This window comes from Flavobacterium sp. AC267, from assembly GCF_979258715.1.
The window spans coordinates 2,822,901-2,843,030 of the sequence record NZ_OZ409875.1 but is presented as its reverse complement, the minus strand read 5'-3'; the positions used below and the strand labels follow the sequence as shown (position 1 = coordinate 2,843,030).

The window sequence follows — 20,130 nt, the reverse complement described above, 5'->3', positions numbered from 1 at the left end:
AAAGGTTCAAAGTTGCAAAGCTTCAAAGGTGCAAAGGTTTTACAGAAGTCCAAAAACTTTGTGCCTTTGAAGCTTTGAGCCTCGAAAAAAACCTTTGCCACTTTGCACCTCTGAGCCTTTGAACCTTTAAAAAAAAAAATGAACTACAGAAAACTAGGAAAAACAAACTTTACTATCTCTGAAATCTCACTTGGCACTTGGCAGGTTGGAGGGAAATGGGGATCGGGTTTTGATGATAAAACTGCAGATGAACTTTTGAATACCGCTATTGACAATGGCGTTAATTTTATTGATACTGCCGATGTTTATGAAAATGGTTTAAGCGAAACTGCTGTCGGCAGAGTGGTTCGATCTCGATCGGAACGAATTTATGTTGCAACAAAATGCGGCCGTCAGGTAAACCCGCATGTAAATGAAGGGTATACCCCAAAAGCGCTTCAGAAATTTGTGGAAGACAGTTTAAAAAGAACCGGACTAGAAACATTCGACCTTATTCAGCCGCACTGCCCGCCGACAGAAGTATATTATCGTCCTGAAATCTTTGAACTTTTTGACCGATTAAAAGAACAAGGAAAAATACTTAATCTGGGCGTAAGTGTGGAAAAAGTCGAAGAAGCCTTAAAAGCAATAGAATATTCTAATGTAACGACTGTTCAGATTATTTTCAATTTGTTTCGCCAGCGTCCATCTGAATTATTTTTCTCTGAAGCTAAAAAGAAAGATATTGGAATTATAGCAAGAGTTCCATTGGCAAGCGGACTTTTAACGGGTACATTTAGCGAAAAAACAACTTTTGATCCTCAGGATCATCGTAACTTTAATCGTAACGGAGAAGCATTTGATAAAGGAGAAACATTCTCTGGAATTGATTATGAATTGGGCTTACAAGTGGTTGAAGCATTAAAAGCCTTATTTCCAGAAACACCAAACCTTGCTCCTATTGCTTTGCAGTGGATTTTAAGTTTTAATGAAATCAGCTGTATTATTCCTGGTGCATCAAAAGTCGATCATGTTGTATCGAATTTATCGGTTTATGATACTCCTAAATTAACTTCGGAACAAATTTCAGAAATGAATAAAATATATAATGAATACATTAAACCGTCTGTTCACCAGCTTTGGTAATATTTTACTCAAAAAAAGGTTATTAAGATTTACATTCTTAATAACCTTTTTTATATATCAAACTCAATTCTAAATTCGGCTCCTTTATTTTTACCTTCGCTTGTAGCACTCAATCGGCCTTTGTTTCGTTCTATGATTTTTTTGCATAAATACAACCCTATTCCTGTAGAACCTTCGCTGGCAGTTCCAAGTCTACTCATTTTGGTAAACTTTTTAAATAATTCTTCAATCTGATTTTTATCGAAGCCTATTCCAGAATCTTGAACAGTTAAAATCAATTTTGAATCTTCAGAAAAAATTCTGACCTTGATTTCACTGTCAAAGTAAGAAAACTTAACCGCATTACTGATCAAATTAACCAAAACCTGAATCAGAAGACCTTCGTCAATTTTTAGTTTTGCTTCAACACATTCTAAAACCAAATTCAATTTTATATTTTTATCGAATAAACGCTGTTCTACCTGCTGATTTATAAAAGGAAAAATATTAGGAAATAAAACTGTTTTTATCTCTGGATTAACTTTTACGACTTCATCCTGCTCTTTTAACAGTTTAATAAAATTTTCTATATATCGAAACTGTAGATCAGTTGATTCACAGATTAATTCTGCCAGATTTTTTACGGAGTCTGAAGGATTTTCGCTTATAATTAATTTGGCCAGACCCTGCGGATTTCCAGCAAAATTTTTCAAATCATGCGAAAGCATATATACTAAATCCTGTTTCTCATTAATAAAATTTTCTGCTTCATAAATAGACTCTTGTATATTACACATAAGTAATCCTGCTTCGTCTGAATATTCTGTTGGTAAAACAGATAATTTTCTGGTACTGCGATAATCATCTAAAGCTTTTGAAGCAGTTGCAATAGGTTTTATAAGCTTATTTAAAACTAAAAGTGTTATCGCCGTGGCAAGCAAAGTCATTATTAACGAAAAAACCAGTATTGAGGTTGGCGAAATACTGTATTCAAAGTATAAAACAAAAAACAATATTCCGATTAAAGGAATGTGAATCCCAATAAAAGCAACAAATAAAAATTTAAATGCATAACTTTTTTTCAGAAAGCTGATTTGGGAGAGCTTGTGGTACAACTTCATAAAAAGCAACAATATTGTAGGTTAATTCTAGTTTTAATGGGCAAATTTGGGTAAACAAAATTAACTTTTAAAGCTTAGCAAACTAATTTTTTGAAGAATTTCTAAAATATTTTTAAAATAAAATTTGTAAAAGTTTTCAAAGGCTTATTTTTGCGCTATGGGAAGAAAAAATACAGACAAAGTTGTCTTTCATCAAATTCAAGTTCTTGATGCTGGTGCAAAAGGAGTTTCAGTTGCCAAAGCACCGGACGGAAAAGTAATCTTTATTCCGAATGTGGTACCTGGAGATGTGGTTGACGTGCAGACATTTAAAAAAAGAAAAGCTTATTACGAAGGTAAAGCTGTAAAATTTCATGAATTATCTGATTACAGAGTAGAGCCGGTATGCGAACATTTTGGAGTTTGCGGAGGTTGCAAATGGCAGAATATGAAATACAGCCAGCGACTTGCATTCAAACAAAATGAAGTTAAAAATCACTTACAAAGAATAGGAAAAATTGAACTTCCGGAATTTGAAACCATTTTAGGTTCTGAAAAACAGTTTTTCTATAGAAATAAAATGGAATTTTCTTTTTCTAACAGCAGATGGCTTACAGAAAAAGAAATTGAAAGCACAGAAGATTTAGGAAATAGAAATGCTTTGGGATTTCATATTCCTAAAATGTGGGACAAAATTCTGGACATCAATAAATGTCACTTACAAGAAGATCCTTCGAATGCAATTCGTAACGAAATCCGTGCCTTTGCAAACGAACATAATTTAGCTTTTTTTAATCCGAGAGAACATTCTGGATTATTGAGAACTGTAATGATTCGTACTGTTTCGACTGGAGAAATTATGGTTTTAATTCAGTTTTTTGAAGAAGACAAAATAAACAGAGAATTAATCTTAGATCACTTATACGAGAAATTTCCTCAAATTACTTCATTGCAATACGTTGTAAACGGAAAAGCAAATGATACCATTTACGACCAAGATGTTGTTCTTTATAAAGGAAGAAATTATATTTTGGAAGAAATGGAAGGTTTGAAATTTAGCATTAATGCAAAATCTTTCTATCAAACCAATTCAGACCAGGCTTACGAATTGTATAAAATCACCCGCGATTTTGCAGATCTAACTGGAAACGAAGTCGTATATGATTTATATACAGGAACAGGTACAATTGCTCAATTCGTTTCTAAAAAAGCAAAAAAAGTAATTGGAGTAGAAAGTGTTCCAGAAGCAATTATTGATGCAAAAGCAAATGCAGAACGCAATAATATTACCAATTGCGAGTTTTTTGTTGGAGACATGAAAGTTGTATTTAATGAAGCTTTTATAGCGCAGACATGGCAAACCTGATGTAATTATCACAGATCCGCCTCGCGACGGAATGCATAAAGATGTAGTAGAACAAATCTTGAAAATCGCTCCTAAAAGAGTCGTTTATGTAAGCTGTAATTCTGCAACTCAGGCTCGTGATTTAGCTTTAATGGATGAAAAATACAAAGTTACACGTGTTAGACCTGTAGATATGTTTCCGCAGACGCATCATGTTGAAAATGTTGTACTTTTAGAACTTCGATAGAAAATATACATGAAAAAAATAATCTCTATTTTGCTTCTCTTTACTTTTGGCTTATCAAGCTGTGAGAAAGATGATATCTGCGATGGAAGTACTCCAACTACACCAAGATTGGTAATTACATTTTACGATAGCGCCAACCCTACAAGAACTAAAAATGTCAGCAATTTAAAAGTAATTGGTGAAGGCATGGACGAGGGAATTGTTTTCAACGAAAATGCTTGCAGAAGATGATGAAACAAGATATTTGACCAGCGGTTCAACAGTATCAATTCCTCTAAAAGTTAATGACAGTACAGTTACTTATAAATTTATTTATAACGCAACCAGCACAAATCTAAATACGGATGTGCTAACTATTAACTACACTGGCCAAAATGTATATGTATCTAGAGCTTGTGGTTTTAAAACTATTTTTGATTTAAAGCCCGGAAGCGAATTTCTACGCACAGATCCAGATGGAGACAGTGTTTGGATGACTGATGTACAATTAAAAAACCCTAATATTGAATCTGAAGATGAAACACACATTGAAGTTTATTTCTAGTTTTTGTTTATTGTTTTCAGTGCTTTTAGGACAGGCTCAAGAAATTCCTGAGACTACAGTAAAAAAGGAAACCACAACGGCAAAACCTAAAACGGAAGTCGCCAAACCACAAATTCAGGAAGTTAAAAAAGACAGCGTTATAAAAACAGATCGTTACGGTCTTCGTGTTGGTGTTGATTTATACAAACTTACTCGCGGTCTTTATGATAAAGATTATAAAGGTGTGGAATTTGTCGGAGACTGGAGATTAACAAAAAAATATTATCTGGCGGCAGAATTGGGTTATGAAAATAAAACAACAGATGACGACCGATTAAATTCGTCGGCTTCTGGAACATATATTAAAGCAGGTTTTGATTATAATTTTTATGAAAACTGGCTCGACATGGAAAACTTAATCACAATTGGTCTTCGTGGTGGTTTTAGTTCTTTCAGCCAAGATCTAAACAGCTATAAAATTTATAATCCTAATCCGTATTGGGGAGAATTGCCTGCTGTAGATGTAAATCAAAAATACAGCGGACTTTCTGCTAGCTGGCTTGAGGTTGCTTTGGGATTAAAAGCGGAGGTTTTTGACAATATTTTTGTTGGTTTTGGCGTACAGCTAAAACTTCTGGCAACTAATAAAAAACCTAGCGGTTTTGACAATCTTTATATTCCAGGTTTCAATAGAACATATGACGGAAGTTTTGGTGTTGGTTTTAATTATACTGTTTCTTATTTCATTCCAATTTACAAGAAAAAAATAAAAATACCACAAATCCAAGAGATTGAGAAAAAATAAGGTACTTAGAGTTTAAGGTACTGAGGCACTAAGGTGCTGAGGTGCTGAGATTGAAAAAGCAGCCAATTTAAGAATTGGCGGCTTTTTATTTCAGTCAAAAACTTAAAATCTCAAAGTATCAGAACCTTAGAACCTCAGTACCTCAGTATCTTAGAACCTTAGTTCCTTAACCTACCCTATTTCTTTAATTCCTTTTACGAAAATCCATTTCATAAAAAGTTTTTCTCCCTCTTTGGTTTTTACCGCCTGAAATTTTGGACCAATAATCGTAGCCACCACAAAAGCAGTCAGCGGAATCCAAAATCCAGTTAATCCTGTATATGCGGCAACTATAAATCGTACTAAAATAAATAGAATTGCGAAAGTTCCTAATTGATATAAAAAAGCTCTTACTTGTAGTTTTGACATTTTTTTCTTTTTTGAGGTACAAAGTTACAAAGGCTCAAAGGTGCAAAGGTTGTTCGCCTCTTTAATTTTGTTGTATTTGTTCCAAATTTTTAATATTCTTATCGAGTGAAAGTTTTAAGGTGGAAAGATGCAAAGTAATTCCCTTTGCCTCTTTGCACCTCTGATCCTTTGCACCTATTCAGAGACCTGAAATTTCGTTCTCTTACTTCCTTCGTACATTTCGTATTTCACCAAACGCGCTTCTAAACTAGCGTTGAAAAGTTTAATTTTTCTTGAAGGTTTTAGTCCAACGAATTTTAAAGCTTCTAGGTTTGCTGTAATAAACCAAGCATTTGTTCCTGGATAGTTTTTCTTTAGTGTATCTCCAATACTGGTGTAGAATTTCTCCATCTGAATATCCAAACGCTCATCATACGGCGGGTTGAACACAATATGAAGTTTTCCTTCTGTTTCTTTTTCCGTATCAAAAAAGTTATCCTCACGGATTGTTACATAATCCTCCAGATTTGCATTTCTAATATTGTCTTTTGCTTTGCTTACTGCACTTGGCGCTTTATCGTAACCTTTAATAGTATAATGAAACTCTTTTGTTTTTTTCATCAAACTATTTATAATTTCATCGAACAAATCATTGTCCCAATCTTTCCATTTTTCAAAAGCAAATTCTTTTCTGTTGATATTTGCTGGAATATTGCAGGCAATCATTGCCGCTTCTGCCAAAAAAGTTCCAGAACCACACATCGGGTCCAAAAAGTGACTTTGACCTTCCCAGCCTGACAACAATAAAATTCCCGTCGCCAAAACCTCATTAATAGGTGCAATATTCGTAGCGGTTCTGTAACCACGCTGATGCAGTGAGTTTCCAGAAGTATCTAAAGCAACCGAAACCTGATCTTTATCAATATGAACGTTAATACGTAAATCTGGATATTGTTTATCAATACTTGGGCGTTGTCCTGTTCTCTCTCTAAACTGATCTACAATGGCATCTTTACATTTTTGAGAAACAAACTCAGAATGATTGAAATACGTAGAATGCACTGTGGCATCAATTACAAAAGTCTGATTTGCATTTAAAAATTTCGACCAGTTTACACCCGAAATTCCTTTATACAATGCCTGCTCATTATTAGCTCTAAAAGAGTAAATTGGTTTTAAGACTTTAAGAGCCGTACGCAAAGACAAATTGGCTTTATACATAAAACCTTTATCTCCCTTAAAACTTACCATTCTCACTCCCTTTTCAACATCCTGAGCTCCAAGTGCGCGTAATTCTTGTTCTAATATTTCTTCAAAGCCAAAAAAACACTTGGCGATCATTTTAAAATTTTCTTCCATCTTATCTATTGATTTAAAAAAAACTAAAATTTAAAAAAGATGCATTACAGCGCATCTCTAGATAATGCAACAATGTATCGTTGCTAAATAGTTATTTTTCGGCAAAAATACACTAAATTTGCCGGACTTTGAATTAATTGAAATAGAATAAATGTCTGAAAAGCATAACGCATCAAACCCAAATCAAGAAGATGACAACCAAAATTGGTATACTTCGTGGTTTGACACTCCTTATTATCACATACTTTATAAGGACCGCAATTATCGTGAAGCTCAGGTTTTCATGGACAACTTAACGCACTACCTTAATTTGCCGGAAAAAGCAAAAGTGCTTGATTTGGCATGCGGAAAAGGCCGTCATTCTATTTATTTAAATCAGCTGGGGTACGATGTTCTTGGTGCAGATTTATCTGAAAACAGCATTGCAGAAGCCAGCAAAAACAGCAATGAAACACTTCATTTTAAAGTGCATGACATGCGCGAACCCTTTGAAGAAAAGTTCGATGCTATTTTTAATTTGTTTACAAGCTTTGGTTATTTTGAAAATGACGATGACAATCTCACTACGCTGAAAGCAGTTAAAGAAAGTTTATCTGAATATGGTTTTGCCGTAATCGACTTTATGAACGTAACTCAGGTAATTGAAACTTTAGTTCCTGAAGAAACTAAAACGGTAGACGAAATTGATTTTCATATTAAAAGATATATTGAAGATGGACATATTTTTAAAGAAATTGATTTTGAAGACCAAGGACGAAAATATCATTTTACCGAAAAAGTAAAAGCACTAAGTTTAAAAGATTTTCAGGATTTAATGGACGAAGCTGGTATTTACCTTTTAGATATTTTTGGAGATTATAAACTCAAAAAATTCCACAAAACCGAAAGCGAAAGATTAATCATGATTTTTAAGTAAGTTTATTCGTTTTAACTGTTAATTTGTTTAATCACTTAATCAAATTGACAAAAAAACCGATTAAACGATTAAACAAAAAACCGATTAAACATAAAATGAATTATCTACTACCCTTATTTTCTGTACTTTTAGGATATAGCGTGGCTTTGTTTATTAAACCAAATAACAAAAGCAATTTAAAACTTCTTGCTTGCTTTCAGCGGTTCATTTTTGTTGTCATTAACGGTAATGCATTTCGTCGCCGGAGGTTTACAAATCTCACAATCATAATATTGGTATATTTATAATGGTCGGGATTTTATTCCAGATTGTTTTGGAATTTTTCTCCAAAGGAGCAGAACACGGCCACGTTCACGGACACGCAAAAATGTCTCAAATTCCGTGGTTATTATTTATAAGTCTTTGTATTCATGCCTTTTTAGAAGGTTTTCCAGTAAGTCATCATCACGATTTAGCTCTTGGAATTGCCATTCATCATTTGCCGATTGCGGTAATTTTAACGACATTTTTCATCAATGCCGATTTAAACAAAAAAGCCATTTTTGCTTTTATGCTGACTTTTGCCATTATGACACCGCTAGGAACTGTCGCATCTGAATATTTACCATTTCTAAACGATTATTACACCGAAATAACAGCAATTGTAATTGGTATTTTATTCCATATTTCGTCAACTATTATATTTGAAAGCGGCTGAAGGACATAAATTTAATATTGCCAAAGTTTCCATGATTGTTCTCGGAATTTTATTGGCATTCTTTCTATAGATTTCCTAACAGGTTTTAAAAACCTGTTAGGTATAAATTTATAAAGTCTTATAATCTGTTGTATTGAAAAAAACCTGTTAAGTATAAATTTTATAATTCTTAGATATAATCTGTTGTATTAAAATACCTAACAGGTTGAAAAAACCTGTTAGGATAGTACATTAAATTTCAATTATCTAATTTAATTACCTGCTCTCTTTTTCTCTTCCTGATTTCCAAAAGCACGCTCTTTTACATTTATCTTTTTGTTTCCGAAATTATACACTACAGATAAACGTACAAACCTGTTGCTCTCTTTTTGATCATACACCTGTTTTACACCATTTACAACCGAAGTAAAATCTTTTAAATAAGATGTATTAAAAATATCATTTGCTAAAAACGCAACCTGCATCGTTTTATTAAACAAATCCTGTTTAAAACCAATATCAAAACTAGAGGTATAACCTACTTCATACAAACCACTTTTAAAAGGCGAACTATAACTAAAATCAATTTGCAGTTTTGTTGTTTTTCCTACTACAAAAGTATTGTTTGTAGAAAAATCAATTTGTAAACTATTTGACGGCGATGCATTTATATCTTTTATAAACTCTGTTTTTGCTCCCAAAAAGTACAACGAATTTTCACTTGACCACCATTCTGCAAAACTTGCCGAATAACTTTCACCAATTCCATAATTTACGTTTTTAAAATAGTTTTCGCGCGTTACAATCTGAGTATTCGTTTCTGGGTTTGCAGTAAACAAAACGCCATAACCGTTGGTAACCACATTTACAAAAACACTTGTTCTCAATATTTCTTTATAAGAATGCGCAAACTCAAAATTATCACTAAATGAAGGCCTTAAAAACGGATTTCCTTCTGAATAACTATTGCTGTTAATGTAAATTCTAAACGGATTTAATAAATCAAAACGAGGTCTGTTAATTCTTTTTCCATAATTCAAACTAAAAGTGTTATTTTCATTTTTCTTGTACGAAGCATAAAACGTTGGAAATAATTTCAAATAATTATTTTCTGTTTCCTGATTCATAGTTTCAGAAAATCCGTTTGTCTGTGTGTTTTCCAATCTTAATCCCATTTGGAAATTCCATTTTGAACCGAATTTTTTATCTCCATTAATATAAACCGCCTGATTATTTTCGGTGTATTTGAATCGGTTTGACTGCGCAGAATCTAATTCTGGAGTTCCTGTAATAGTATTGTAATACAGTACATCGCTTATACTATTTGTAAAACTCATTTTTGCGCCATACGATAAATTTAAAGCTTGAAATGGATGTTCCATATCGGCCTTAAAACTCCAGTTGTCAATATCTTGATTTGAAATATTCCTCCCCGACTGATTTACATCTACAAATACCATTTCTGGCGTATAATTATTGGCAATAAAATTTCTATCGAATTTCGAGTTGTAATCAAAATAATCCACATCAAAAGATAATTTTCTTTTTAAAGAATCCAATTTGGTTACCAAATGTGCATTGTAGGTTTGATTTTTAGATCCTTTATCCGTAAAACTATTATTCAGCGTAACATTATCCAATTTGTTTTGAATCGTATAATTATCAATTCGAATATCCGATTTAAAATCAGGGTTATTTCTGTCATTTAAATATTGAAAACCAATTGAAGTACGTTCAGAAAGATCATAATCTAAAGCCAGTTTTCCAGAAAGGTTTTCCGTTTTTACTTTCGTTACGCTTTTCATATGCGAAAGTCCGTCAGGAAAATACATTTTCAAATCATCAGTAGCATTCAAATAACCTGTTTTTGCATTTACGCTGGCAGAAAATCTAAATTTATTCTTGTTGTAAAAAAAGTTATCCCTTAAAGTGTAAATTCCGAATTTATTTTGATCGTAAGAAACTGTCGTTGCATTTTTCCAAGAATCACGTACCCCTTTTTTCATAATAATATTTATCAATCCGCCAGTTCCTTCTGCATCATATTTTGCCGGCGGATTACTAATGATTTCAATATTCTTAATATCGAGTCGCCGAAATAGATTTCAAAAAGTTGTTCAATTCCTCCCCTGCCAACTCAATTATTCTTCCATCAATCATCACGCGGGAAGTCCCTTTTCCTAATATTGTGATCATATCATTTTTTACCACGACACCAGGCGCTGTATTAATAGCACTTAAAGCATCTCCGCCAACTGTAGTCAAATTGTTTTCTAAATTGTAAACCAAACGATCTGGTTTCTGTTCGACTGTTTTCTTTTTAGATTGAATAACAACTTCTACTAAATTGGTTGTGCTTTCTTTCAAAATAATTATTCCTAAATCTGTATCCTTTTCAATTGTAATTTCTTTGTCATAATCTTCAAATCCTAACAGGCTTATTCCAATCTTATAAGAGCCTTTTTTGAGGTTAATTTCAAAATTGCCATTTTGTTTTGTTGTGGTTCCGTTAATGATTTTTCCTTCAGAATTTGATATCGAGATATCTGCCCATTCTAATGGAGTTCTTTCGCTGGCAATTTTCCCTTTTAATTGAAATGATTGTGCTAAACAAAATAAAGGCAGTACTAAAAAGATAAGAAGGTTTAATTTTTTCATGATTTCTAATTTTAAAACTTGTTCGATTAATTTGAAGCAAAGTTGCCTTAGAAATTTTCAGATATCGACCGACAAAAAAAAGTCGAACCAATTTCTGCAGTAGAAATCAGTTCGACTTTATAGGGTATGAAGTACGACTTTTTACAAACCTTTTATTATGAAGCGTTTCGGTAGGCGGTCGGCGTTAAATTCGTATATTTTTTGAAAGAAGTATTAAAGGACGATTTGGAGTTAAAACCAACTTCATATAAAATTTCCAGAACAGTAAGCTGGCTTTTGGACTCATCTTTTAAAATATTCATTGCTTTTTGAATGCGGTATTCATTCACAAAATCAAAAAAATGCTGATCCATTTTATGATTAATCAAAACAGATAAATCCCGAACCGGAATATCAATTTGGTTGGCCAGTTCTTGAATCGTAAGTGATGGATCTAGAAAAGGTTCTTTCTCTGCCATATATTGTTTCAATGTCGAAATTTGAGCGTCGACAACTTCATCTTGATGTTCTTTTACTTCAATTGTATTTTCATTCTTTTTCGGCAGAATATCTTTGGTTAATTTCAATTTGGAATTAACACCTCTAAAAAGTTCTGGATGTTTTAACGCTTTCATTATAAACCAACACGTTATAAACAAAGCTATACTGCCAACGAGTACATTTGACCATAAAAAAACTTCTCGAAAACCGCTGTAACGGATTATGTTTTTTAACGCTACTATAAAATGTGCCGCAAGAAATACACAAGTAATCTGAAAAAGCCATTTATAGGTAGAAGTGCTTGCATTGGCATAATTTTCCATATAGATTTCTCGATATTTCTTCAAAATCAAGAAAACACTCACGATATAAAATGCGTATTGAAATTCGATCAAAATCTGAATAAAATAAATTTCCGCCATTTGATTAAGCGATGGTAAAAAAGTCTCTAAATCTGTATCGTTTAAGTAAATTCTTGGAAGAAAAGATAAATTGACCACGACAAAAGGAATTGCATGCACTAAATGTTTCCATTTTAATCTAAAATCAGAATAACAAACGGCTAAAACAAAAAGATAAAACAAGGGCATACCAAACAAACAAGCTGTAGCTCTAAAAATCTCTAGATTTAATTCCATCCGCGTACTCGTGTCAATAAAAAAACCGCTGAGATCAATAGCAGAGAAAATAAAAAACCAAGCAAATAATCGGTTAGCTAATTTATTTTCCGTTTTTACGGTTAACAAAAAAAATGCTAATAATAAAGAAACGAAAACTGATATTCGAGCTATTCCTTGTAATAAATCTAATTTGTCCATTTATCTTTTAATATTAAACAAATATAATATTTTAGTTCATTTAATGAAGATGTAAGAAAGCATTCGCAACATCATAAATAAAACATAAAAAGATCTTTAATTCTTTGTGACTTTGCTCACATAATTTCGCGATTGATAGAAAAAAGATTAATTTTGACCAGTCTAAATAACGATAAAATGACATTTACGAAAACTACTGAGCAAGCATCAAAGTATGAACATTTAGAAAAAATGTCTGTTCATGAATTGTTATCCAATATTAATCAAGAAGACAAAACTGTTCCTTATGCAGTCGAAAAAGCGGCTACGCAAATAGAAACTTTGATTCCGCAAATCGTCGCTAAATTAAAATTAGGAGGCAGATTATTTTATATCGGAGCAGGAACTTCTGGTCGACTTGGTGTTGTTGATGCTTCTGAGTGTCCGCCAACATTTGGCGTTCCTTTTGATTTGGTAAATGGCATAATTGCCGGCGGTGATACAGCCATAAGACGTGCTGTAGAAAACGCTGAAGACAGCACTACAAACGCTTGGATTGATCTTCAAAATCATAATATCGATTCTAATGATGTCGTGATTGGAATTGTCGCTTCTGGTACAACTCCTTATGTTATAAGCGGTTTAGAAGCTTGTAATCAAAATAATATTATTACGGGCTGTATTACTTGTAATGAAGGAAGTCCGCTGGCATTGACGGCTCAATTTCCGATTGAAGTAGTTGTTGGACCAGAATTTATTACCGGAAGTTCGAGAATGAAAGCCGGAACTGCACAAAAATTGGTTTTGAATATGATTTCTACCGCGACGATGATTCAGCTTGGAAAAGTTAGAGGCAACAAAATGGTAGATATGCAGTTAAGTAATATAAAACTGGTTGATCGCGGCGTTAAAATGATTATGGACGAAATTCCAGTTTCATACGAAGAAGGTTCAGAATTACTAAAAAAATATGGCGCGTGAGAAATGCTGTTGATAATTATAATAGGTAAAAGGTTTTCTTTAATTTAACCGCAAAGCACGCAAAGTTTTTTGTTTGTAATGCTTTGTATAAAACACAAAGTCCGCTAAGCTTTATCAAAAAAACTTTGCGTCCCGAGGCTTCGGGATTGCGTAAATCTTAGCTCAATTTGCGGTTAAATGTAAGTCCAACAACCTGAAACAAAAAATTATAAAAATAATGTCTACAAATAAAGAATTACTGAGAAAAGGAGTAAAATATCTAACAGGCGCTCTGCCTTTGATGTTTTTGGGGCCATCGTTGATTTATAATGCTTTTATGAATCAGCATACCGATTGGCACTATCTTGTTCTGGGAATCGGAATTGTGGCTTGTTTGTGCTCTATGTTTTTGATCTTTTTAGGATTGAAAATCATTATGAAAGGTTTATTTAATGACTAAATAGTCTTCAAATAAACCTGACAGGTTTAATCATCTCTACACTTTTAATCTTTAGGAAGCAAAATGGAAAGTTTAATTCACATTCAGAAAACATTCGAAAAAGTTGTTTACATCGACAAAAAAATAAACAATCGAGAGTTTGAAGATTGTGTTTTTAAAAAATTGTGATTTTTCAAACAGCAACTTTGCGTATAATACCTTTTTGGACTGCGAATTTATTGACTGCAATCTTTCTATGACAAGTTTAGCCGGAACGAGTTTAAAAAATGTCACTTTTAAAGATTGTAAACTTCTCGGAATCGCTTTTAACGAATGTGATGACTTTTTGTTCCAAGTTTATTTTGAAGATTGTACTTTGGATTATGCTTTATTTTCGAATAAAAAAATGCCAAAAACAAAGTTCATCAATTCTTCTGTGCGTGAAGTAACTTTTATCGGAACCAATTTAACGAGTTCGGTTTTTGATAATTGTAATCTTGATGGCGCCATTTTTAACGAAACGCAGACTGGCTTCAGTCGATTTTAGAACAGCCTATAATTATAAAATTGATCCTGAATTTAATCCGATGCGAAAAGCGCAATTTTCTAATGATGGAATTATAGGATTATTGGATAAATATGATATTAAGATTGTATGATAATTATACTTCTAATGATATCGCCTCCATGAGGCTTAAAAAACTAATTCAATTTTGTTTTTTTCTATAAAGATGTTACTCCTAACGGAGTTTAGATTAGATTTAAAAAAATTCAAGCTCTATAAGAGCGCTATATTTATAGAAAATTGATTTTTGTTTAGTAAGAGCTCCTTCGGAGCGGTATAGCAACATAACTTTATAATCATGAAATCTGATCAGCATTATTTAGAAAGTGTCAAAAAGCAATTTTTATATTATAAAATGCTTGGACAAAAAGCTATCGATCAATTACAGCCAGAACAACTTTTTGCGGCGGTAAATGAAGATACAAACAGCATTGCCACAATTGTAAAACACATTTCTGGCAATATGCTTTCGCGCTGGACTGACTTTTTAACTTCTGATGGAGAAAAAGACTGGCGAAACCGCGATGCTGAATTTGAGAATGATTTACAGTCAAAAGAAGAAGTTCTGGAAGTGTGGAACAAAGGCTGGACTTGTCTCGAAAATGCTTTGGAAGGCTTACAGCCAGAACAGCTTTCAGAAATTATTTATATTCGAAATGAAGGCCATACTGTTATAGAGGCAATAAACCGTCAATTGGCGCATTATCCGTATCATGTGGGGCAAATTGTTTTTTATGCCAAACAATTGAAAAACAGTGAATGGGAAAGTTTATCGATTCCGAAAAATAAATCGGGAAATTACAATGCTGAAAAGTTTGCCAAAGAAAAAGAAATTAAGAACTTTACCGATGATGAATTAAAAAAGATTGAAATAACTTATTGACTGCGCTCAAGATGACACAAAGTATATCACTAGCCCTGATGGAAGCAGCATCCTTTTGTGCTGGGGTTCAGCACAAAAGATATAGCGGACAGCAGGATTAGCTTCTAACAAAACAACTTATTTAAATGAAAAAATTTATATTCTTATTTCCTTTTCTGGCTTTGGTTTCGTGCTATAATACAGAACACAATTGTAAAGATTTCAAAACTGGAAAATTCAAATTTGAGTTTGAAGTTAACGGCGTAAAAAAAACAACTTATTTTGAGCGTAAAGACGATATCGAAATCGAAACTTTTGACGGGAAAACTGATACTGCGACAATACGCTGGGTAAGTGACTGTGAATATGTACTGCAAAAAAAACATCCGAAAAATATGGCAGAGGAAAAAGCGATCAGTATGAAGATTTTAAACACTTCTAAAGATTCGTATACTTTTGAATTCGGAATGGTTGGTTCTGAAGAAAAACAACGAGGCAAGGTTTACAAAGTTGACTAATATATTAAAGTTCCATTTCGGGACTTTTTTTATGGGCGCAAAATGCAAAACCTCTGTCCCTCTGCGTCTTTGTACCTTTGCTCCTTAATAAAAAAATAAAACGTGTTTCTTTTACATTTCTATTTAAAATAGTATTTTAGAACTCTAATCTAACCCAATGAAAAATACCATTTCGCAAAGAGTTGCCGACTTTTTAAAAAGTTATCCGCCTTTCAATTTTTTACACCAGAAAGACTTAGAAAAACTCTCTGAACAGATTTCTATTATTTATAAAGATAAAGATGCTGTAATTTTTGCTGAAAATGACAAAACACATGATTCTTTTTATGTGGTTCATAAAGGTGCAGTTGCTTTGAAAAAAAGTACTAAAAATACAGTTTTAGATATGTGTGATGAAGGTGATATTTTTGGCCTTCGCCCGCTTTTGGCACAGGAAAATTATATTATGGAAGCTGTGGCTCATGAAGAAAGTATTTTATACGCCATTCCAATTGCGGTTTTTAAACCTTACGCGCTTGAGAATAGAAATGTCGGTAATTTTTTGATTGAAAGTTACGCTTCCAACACACGGAATCCGTACTCTGATATTCATAAAGACAAATTATATGGTGATGATCTGCTCAATGAAAATCTAAATTCAAGCAATCATTCTTTTGATTTAGCGCCAATTAAATATTCCAAAAAAATTGTAACCTGCAGTCCGTCAACTACGGTAAAGGATATTGCTAAAATCATGGGGAAAAAGAAAGTTGGTGCAATTTTGATTGTGGACGAAATGCTTCCAATTGGTATTTTGACAGATAAGGATCTTCGAAATAAAATTGTTACGGGAGATTTTCCGATAACAACGACTGCCGAAACGATAATGACAAAACCAGTTATTACGTATTCCAAAAAAATGACGGTTACAGAGGCGCAGATGGCAATGATGAAGAGCAATATCAGTCATTTGTGTTTAACGAAAGATGGTACAGTCAATACCAAAGCGGTCGGTATTTTATCGAAACATGACGTTATGGTGGTGCTTGGAAATAATCCAGCGGTTTTGATCAAAGCGTTGAAACGTACCAAAAAAATTAAGGAAATAAAACCTATCCGCAACCAAATAATGCAATTGCTTCAAGGTTATCTGGATCAAAATATTCCAATGACTTTGATAACCAAAATCATAACCGAACTTAATGAGGCTTGTACCACTCGTGTAATCGAAATTTGTATCGAAAAAATGAGCAGTCCGTCGCCGGTAAAATTTGCCTGGCTGGCACTAGGAAGTCAGGGTCGCGGCGAACAAATGTCGCATACCGATCAGGACAATGCCATTGTGTACGAAAATGTAAATGACGTTTTTAGGGATGAAACTAAAATCTATTTTCAAAAATTTGCCAGTCTTGTTAATAAAGGTCTTTTTGAAATTGGCTACGATTACTGCCCTGCAGAAATGATGGCGTCAAACCCGAAATGGTGTATGAGTCTGGATGAATGGAAAAGTCAAGTCCACCATTGGATCACCAATCCTGGTAAAAATGAAGTTTTGTTATCGTTTATTTTCTTTGATTACAGTATGACGTATGGAGATGCCGAAATTGTAAATCAATTGTCTGATTCTATTTTTGAAAACGTAAAAGCCAATCCTATTTTTTATATGCATTTGGTAAGCGGTGCTTTGCAAAGCCCTTCGCCTACTGGTTTCTTTAGACAATTTTTGGTTGAACAAGATGGTGCAAACAAAGATAATTTTGATATTAAAAGAAGAGCTTTAATGCCATTGACAGATCTTGCACGTGTTTTAATTTTATCTCATTCTGTAAAATCAATCAGCAATACGGCCGAACGTTTTGAAAAATTGGCTGAATTAGAACCAAATAATAGCGAATTGTATTTGTCATGTTCGTATTCGTTTAAAGCTTTGTTGAAATTTAGAACTAAACAAGGGTTATTGCATCATGATTCTGGTCAGTTTATCGAATTGGAATCTTTAACTAAAATGGAAAAAATTAAACTGAAACGTACTTTTAAAACCATAAAAGAACTTCAGGAACTTATTTCGGTACGTTTTAATATTTCAAATCTGGTATAGCAATGAGTTTATTTAATTTTTGGAAGAAAGAAGAAGACAATCTCTTTGATGAAAATATCACCATTGAAGAAACTCGTTTTGTTGTTTTAGATACTGAAACAACTGGTTTTGACTACGAAAATGACCGAATGTTATGCATTGGTGCGTTGGTGCTTCAAAATGGAATTATTTCTGTTCAAGACAGTTTTGAGATTTATCTTGAACAGGATCATTATGATAAATCGACCGCTCAGATTCATGGTATTTTAAGAGATTTATTAGTTAGACGTCCAACTGAATTAGAAGCTTTACAGCAGTTTTTAGATTTTTTGGGAGATTCAATTATCATTGCACATCACACCATTTTTGATGTTACGATGATTAACAAAGCCTTGGAAAGAAATGGGCTTCCGCATTTGACTAATAAAACGTTAGATACCGCATACTTGTATAAAAAGACTTTAATTCAATCGCATTTATTCGAACGTAAAGATCATTATACTCTAGACGATCTTGCCGATAAATTTGATATTTCTAAAAAAGACCGTCACACTGCTTTGGGTGACGCCTATATAACTGCCATTGCTTTTCTTAAAATTGTAAAAAAACTAAGAGAAAAAAAAGCGGTTAACTTAAATCAGCTTTTTAAATGATTTTAAGTTTTTTTTAGGAGTCTTAAATTTACATTCAAATACTATTTTTTACCATTTAATAATATAAGACTTATAAAAATTAGCAATAAGAAAAAATAGCCTTAACCTGTATTTTGTTTTTGTGAGATAGCTTTGTTCTGATCAAAAAAAACAAAAAAACAATTATGAAAGCTAACTTTTTAAAATCTATTACCTTGCTTGGACTTGCAGGTTTTTCTGCAATCAGTTGTCAGGATGATGACAAAAAATCTTCTAACGATGTAAATACCAGCATCGATTTTACTTCACATTCAAAAGTACCTGCTTTTGTTTATCCAATGACTGGATTCGAAAACCTAAAAATCAGTACTTTAATTGCAAGTTCAGACGTACTTCCAGAATCTCCTACATTCGTTTATGGTGCACAGCCAGATGGTGCCGGATTAATGAAAGACCCAAATGGAGACGGATATATCATGATTACGAATCACGAAATTCTTCAATCGGTTTCTAGAGTTTATTTAGACAAAACTTTCAAACCTGTAAAAGGAGATTACTTAGTTGATGGTGTTGGAGGTTTAACTCGTTTGTGTTCAGCAACGTTGGCTACACCAGAAATTCACGGATTTGGTCCAATCTTTTTAACTGCAGGAGAAAGCGGTCAGGAAAGTATGGTTCACGGAATCAATCCATTAGGATTATCTTCAGATAAAGGCAGAACTGACAGAGTTTTACCCGCTTTAGGAAAAGCAAGCATGGAAAACGCTGTGCCGCTTCCAAAAGAAGCTTATCCAGGAAAAACGGTTATCCTTATTGGAGAAGATCAATCGTATGCAACTTCTCACGTAAGTGCTGGACAATTAATTATGTACATGAGTACGGTTGGCGATTTATCAAACGGAAAATTATATGCTTTAAAAAGAACAGACGGAAATCAGGTTGAAACAACTATGACATTAAACAATTCATATCCTGTTCAATTTGTTGAAATTCCGAATGCTAAAAACTTAACTGGAGCGGTAATCAATACAACTGTAAATGATTTAAAAGCAATTCGTTTTTCGAGAGTTGAAGATGTAGATTACAGAAAAGGAAGCGCAAGCAACAATAGAGAAGTTTATTTTACTGCAACAGGTCAGGCAACTAATAATGCTCCAGTTGATGGATACACGATGTGGGGAAGAGTTTATAAATTGAAAATGGATGCTGCAGATCCGCTTAAGGGAACTTTAGAATTAGCTGTTGAAGGCGACAGTACTCCTGGAACTGGAATCATTAATCCTGATAACTTATGTGTAACAGAAAACTTTGTATACATTCAGGAAGATGGTGATAGTTATTATGCTGATGCTAAACATGACTCTTACATCTGGCAGTACAATATTGCTTCAAAACAAAATAAAGCGTGGTTAAACATGAACCACAAAAGAACTGACGTTGCTTGGAATACTTTATACAACCAATCTGGTGAAATGAGATTTGGAAGCTGGGAATTTGGTGCAATGGAAGATATATCTGATATCATTGGTGTTCCAGATACTTTTACCGTAAATATTCACCCTCACACTTGGCAGAGCGATGCATTTAAAAATGCTGACGGTTCTGGAACTCAAACTAACAAAGAAGGCGGACAAACTGTAATTATCAGAAACGTACAACGATAATAATTTGTTCCAACTATAAAGCAACCCTTATTTTTCG

19 protein-coding genes and 4 pseudogenes are annotated in these 20,130 nt (G+C 33.3%); 17 read left to right on the top strand and 6 right to left on the bottom strand.

Annotated features, from left to right (window positions below):
• Nucleotides 1-138 precede the first annotated feature (138 nt).
• Nucleotides 139-1,125, top strand: coding sequence for an aldo/keto reductase (locus ACZZ95_RS14885; protein ID WP_463469643.1), 987 nt, complete (start codon nucleotides 139-141; stop codon nucleotides 1,123-1,125).
• 50 nt (nucleotides 1,126-1,175) lie between these two features.
• On the opposite strand, the gene ACZZ95_RS14880 is transcribed toward ACZZ95_RS14885, so the two are convergent.
• On the bottom strand, nucleotides 1,176-2,051 hold the full coding sequence (locus ACZZ95_RS14880; protein WP_463469642.1) for a sensor histidine kinase: 876 nt from the start codon (nucleotides 2,049-2,051) through the stop codon (nucleotides 1,176-1,178).
• Nucleotides 2,052-2,382: 331 nt separating this feature from the next.
• On the opposite strand from ACZZ95_RS14880, the pseudogene rlmD reads away from it, so the two are divergent.
• From rlmD to ACZZ95_RS14860, 4 genes and pseudogenes are all read left to right on the top strand, one after another.
• Nucleotides 2,383-3,796: pseudogene (gene rlmD, locus ACZZ95_RS14875) on the top strand (23S rRNA (uracil(1939)-C(5))-methyltransferase RlmD).
• Between the two features lie 9 nt (nucleotides 3,797-3,805).
• Nucleotides 3,806-4,027: a hypothetical protein gene (locus tag ACZZ95_RS14870; protein WP_463469641.1), complete on the top strand. Its 222-nt coding sequence runs from the start codon at nucleotides 3,806-3,808 to the stop codon at nucleotides 4,025-4,027.
• Nucleotides 4,011-4,340, top strand: coding sequence for a DUF6452 family protein (locus ACZZ95_RS14865; RefSeq protein WP_463469640.1), 330 nt, complete (start codon nucleotides 4,011-4,013; stop codon nucleotides 4,338-4,340). Before ACZZ95_RS14870 ends, ACZZ95_RS14865 begins: the two co-directional genes overlap by 17 nt.
• Nucleotides 4,312-5,124 (top strand): DUF6048 family protein, encoded by an 813-nt coding sequence (locus tag ACZZ95_RS14860; protein WP_463469638.1) that lies wholly within the window; start codon nucleotides 4,312-4,314, stop codon nucleotides 5,122-5,124. The genes ACZZ95_RS14865 and ACZZ95_RS14860 overlap by 29 nt, the downstream gene beginning before the upstream one ends.
• 171 nt (nucleotides 5,125-5,295) lie before the next feature.
• On the opposite strand, the gene ACZZ95_RS14855 is transcribed toward ACZZ95_RS14860, so the two are convergent.
• A complete protein-coding gene (locus ACZZ95_RS14855) occupies nucleotides 5,296-5,532 on the bottom strand; it encodes a hypothetical protein (protein WP_463469637.1) in 237 nt (78 codons plus the stop codon).
• Nucleotides 5,533-5,706: 174 nt separating this feature from the next.
• Nucleotides 5,707-6,870: a THUMP domain-containing class I SAM-dependent RNA methyltransferase gene (locus ACZZ95_RS14850; RefSeq protein ID WP_463469636.1), complete on the bottom strand. Its 1,164-nt coding sequence runs from the start codon at nucleotides 6,868-6,870 to the stop codon at nucleotides 5,707-5,709.
• A 151-nt stretch (nucleotides 6,871-7,021) separates the two neighbouring features.
• Between ACZZ95_RS14850 and ACZZ95_RS14845 the strand changes: the two genes are divergently transcribed.
• Together ACZZ95_RS14845 and ACZZ95_RS14840 are read left to right on the top strand one after the other, a co-directional pair.
• Nucleotides 7,022-7,786, top strand: a complete 765-nt coding sequence (locus ACZZ95_RS14845; RefSeq protein WP_463469635.1) for a class I SAM-dependent methyltransferase — start codon at nucleotides 7,022-7,024, stop codon at nucleotides 7,784-7,786.
• Nucleotides 7,787-7,881: 95 nt separating this feature from the next.
• Nucleotides 7,882-8,553, top strand: a pseudogene (locus ACZZ95_RS14840) (ZIP family metal transporter).
• A 181-nt stretch (nucleotides 8,554-8,734) separates the two neighbouring features.
• Here ACZZ95_RS14840 and ACZZ95_RS14835 read toward each other — a convergent pair.
• The 3 genes from ACZZ95_RS14835 to ACZZ95_RS14825 all read right to left on the bottom strand — a co-directional run bounded on the left by ACZZ95_RS14835 (nucleotide 8,735) and on the right by ACZZ95_RS14825 (nucleotide 12,418).
• Nucleotides 8,735-10,468 carry an outer membrane beta-barrel family protein gene (locus tag ACZZ95_RS14835; RefSeq protein ID WP_463469634.1) on the bottom strand — a complete coding sequence of 578 codons (1,734 nt, stop codon included), beginning with the start codon at nucleotides 10,466-10,468 and terminating at the stop codon, nucleotides 8,735-8,737.
• 73 nt (nucleotides 10,469-10,541) lie between these two features.
• Nucleotides 10,542-11,120: a carboxypeptidase-like regulatory domain-containing protein gene (locus tag ACZZ95_RS14830; RefSeq protein WP_463469633.1), complete on the bottom strand. Its 579-nt coding sequence runs from the start codon at nucleotides 11,118-11,120 to the stop codon at nucleotides 10,542-10,544.
• Nucleotides 11,121-11,275: 155 nt separating this feature from the next.
• Nucleotides 11,276-12,418 (bottom strand): helix-turn-helix domain-containing protein, encoded by a 1,143-nt coding sequence (locus ACZZ95_RS14825; protein ID WP_463469632.1) that lies wholly within the window; start codon nucleotides 12,416-12,418, stop codon nucleotides 11,276-11,278.
• Nucleotides 12,419-12,595: 177 nt separating this feature from the next.
• Between ACZZ95_RS14825 and murQ the strand changes: the two are divergent.
• From murQ to ACZZ95_RS14775, 10 genes and pseudogenes are all read left to right on the top strand, one after another.
• A pseudogene (gene murQ / locus ACZZ95_RS14820) lies at nucleotides 12,596-13,407 on the top strand (N-acetylmuramic acid 6-phosphate etherase).
• A 188-nt stretch (nucleotides 13,408-13,595) separates the two neighbouring features.
• Nucleotides 13,596-13,817: a DUF6095 family protein gene (locus ACZZ95_RS14815; RefSeq protein ID WP_095953266.1), complete on the top strand. Its 222-nt coding sequence runs from the start codon at nucleotides 13,596-13,598 to the stop codon at nucleotides 13,815-13,817.
• A 148-nt stretch (nucleotides 13,818-13,965) separates the two neighbouring features.
• Nucleotides 13,966-14,016 (top strand): annotated as a pseudogene (locus ACZZ95_RS14810) (hypothetical protein); the annotation flags it as partial.
• Nucleotides 14,017-14,052: 36 nt separating this feature from the next.
• A complete protein-coding gene (locus tag ACZZ95_RS14805) occupies nucleotides 14,053-14,343 on the top strand; it encodes a pentapeptide repeat-containing protein (RefSeq protein ID WP_463471684.1) in 291 nt (96 codons plus the stop codon).
• Complete coding sequence (locus tag ACZZ95_RS14800) at nucleotides 14,297-14,455, top strand: hypothetical protein (protein ID WP_463471801.1); 159 nt, start codon at nucleotides 14,297-14,299, stop codon at nucleotides 14,453-14,455. The genes ACZZ95_RS14805 and ACZZ95_RS14800 overlap by 47 nt, the downstream gene beginning before the upstream one ends.
• Before the next feature lie 204 nt (nucleotides 14,456-14,659).
• Complete coding sequence (locus ACZZ95_RS14795) at nucleotides 14,660-15,244, top strand: DUF1572 family protein (protein WP_463469630.1); 585 nt, start codon at nucleotides 14,660-14,662, stop codon at nucleotides 15,242-15,244.
• Nucleotides 15,245-15,369: 125 nt separating this feature from the next.
• Nucleotides 15,370-15,741: a DNA topoisomerase IV gene (locus tag ACZZ95_RS14790; RefSeq protein ID WP_095953261.1), complete on the top strand. Its 372-nt coding sequence runs from the start codon at nucleotides 15,370-15,372 to the stop codon at nucleotides 15,739-15,741.
• A gap of 157 nt (nucleotides 15,742-15,898) precedes the next feature.
• On the top strand, nucleotides 15,899-17,818 hold the full coding sequence (locus ACZZ95_RS14785; RefSeq protein ID WP_463469629.1) for a DUF294 nucleotidyltransferase-like domain-containing protein: 1,920 nt from the start codon (nucleotides 15,899-15,901) through the stop codon (nucleotides 17,816-17,818).
• Nucleotides 17,819-17,820: 2 nt separating this feature from the next.
• Complete coding sequence (locus ACZZ95_RS14780; protein ID WP_463469628.1) at nucleotides 17,821-18,450, top strand: 3'-5' exonuclease; 630 nt, start codon at nucleotides 17,821-17,823, stop codon at nucleotides 18,448-18,450.
• A 164-nt stretch (nucleotides 18,451-18,614) separates the two neighbouring features.
• Nucleotides 18,615-20,093, top strand: a complete 1,479-nt coding sequence (locus tag ACZZ95_RS14775) for a PhoX family protein (protein WP_463469627.1) — start codon at nucleotides 18,615-18,617, stop codon at nucleotides 20,091-20,093.
• The last annotated feature ends 37 nt before the right edge of the window (nucleotides 20,094-20,130 follow it).

Coding starts and splice junctions, on each gene's coding strand:
- ACZZ95_RS14780 (WP_463469628.1), top strand. CDS start 17,821: ATGAGTTTATTTAATTTTTGGAAGAAAGAAGAAGACAATCTCTTTGAT.
- ACZZ95_RS14825 (WP_463469632.1), bottom strand. CDS start 12,418: ATGGACAAATTAGATTTATTACAAGGAATAGCTCGAATATCAGTTTTC.
- ACZZ95_RS14790 (WP_095953261.1), top strand. CDS start 15,370: ATGAAAAAATTTATATTCTTATTTCCTTTTCTGGCTTTGGTTTCGTGC.
- ACZZ95_RS14865 (WP_463469640.1), top strand. CDS start 4,011: ATGCTTGCAGAAGATGATGAAACAAGATATTTGACCAGCGGTTCAACA.
- ACZZ95_RS14815 (WP_095953266.1), top strand. CDS start 13,596: ATGTCTACAAATAAAGAATTACTGAGAAAAGGAGTAAAATATCTAACA.
- ACZZ95_RS14885 (WP_463469643.1), top strand. CDS start 139: ATGAACTACAGAAAACTAGGAAAAACAAACTTTACTATCTCTGAAATC.
- ACZZ95_RS14795 (WP_463469630.1), top strand. CDS start 14,660: ATGAAATCTGATCAGCATTATTTAGAAAGTGTCAAAAAGCAATTTTTA.
- ACZZ95_RS14805 (WP_463471684.1), top strand. CDS start 14,053: ATGACAAGTTTAGCCGGAACGAGTTTAAAAAATGTCACTTTTAAAGAT.
- ACZZ95_RS14830 (WP_463469633.1), bottom strand. CDS start 11,120: ATGAAAAAATTAAACCTTCTTATCTTTTTAGTACTGCCTTTATTTTGT.
- ACZZ95_RS14860 (WP_463469638.1), top strand. CDS start 4,312: ATGAAACACACATTGAAGTTTATTTCTAGTTTTTGTTTATTGTTTTCA.
- ACZZ95_RS14870 (WP_463469641.1), top strand. CDS start 3,806: ATGAAAAAAATAATCTCTATTTTGCTTCTCTTTACTTTTGGCTTATCA.
- ACZZ95_RS14785 (WP_463469629.1), top strand. CDS start 15,899: ATGAAAAATACCATTTCGCAAAGAGTTGCCGACTTTTTAAAAAGTTAT.
- ACZZ95_RS14835 (WP_463469634.1), bottom strand. CDS start 10,468: ATGAAAAAAGGGGTACGTGATTCTTGGAAAAATGCAACGACAGTTTCT.
- ACZZ95_RS14845 (WP_463469635.1), top strand. CDS start 7,022: ATGTCTGAAAAGCATAACGCATCAAACCCAAATCAAGAAGATGACAAC.
- ACZZ95_RS14850 (WP_463469636.1), bottom strand. CDS start 6,870: ATGGAAGAAAATTTTAAAATGATCGCCAAGTGTTTTTTTGGCTTTGAA.
- ACZZ95_RS14855 (WP_463469637.1), bottom strand. CDS start 5,532: ATGTCAAAACTACAAGTAAGAGCTTTTTTATATCAATTAGGAACTTTC.
- ACZZ95_RS14775 (WP_463469627.1), top strand. CDS start 18,615: ATGAAAGCTAACTTTTTAAAATCTATTACCTTGCTTGGACTTGCAGGT.
- ACZZ95_RS14880 (WP_463469642.1), bottom strand. CDS start 2,051: ATGACTTTGCTTGCCACGGCGATAACACTTTTAGTTTTAAATAAGCTT.
- ACZZ95_RS14800 (WP_463471801.1), top strand. CDS start 14,297: ATGGCGCCATTTTTAACGAAACGCAGACTGGCTTCAGTCGATTTTAGA.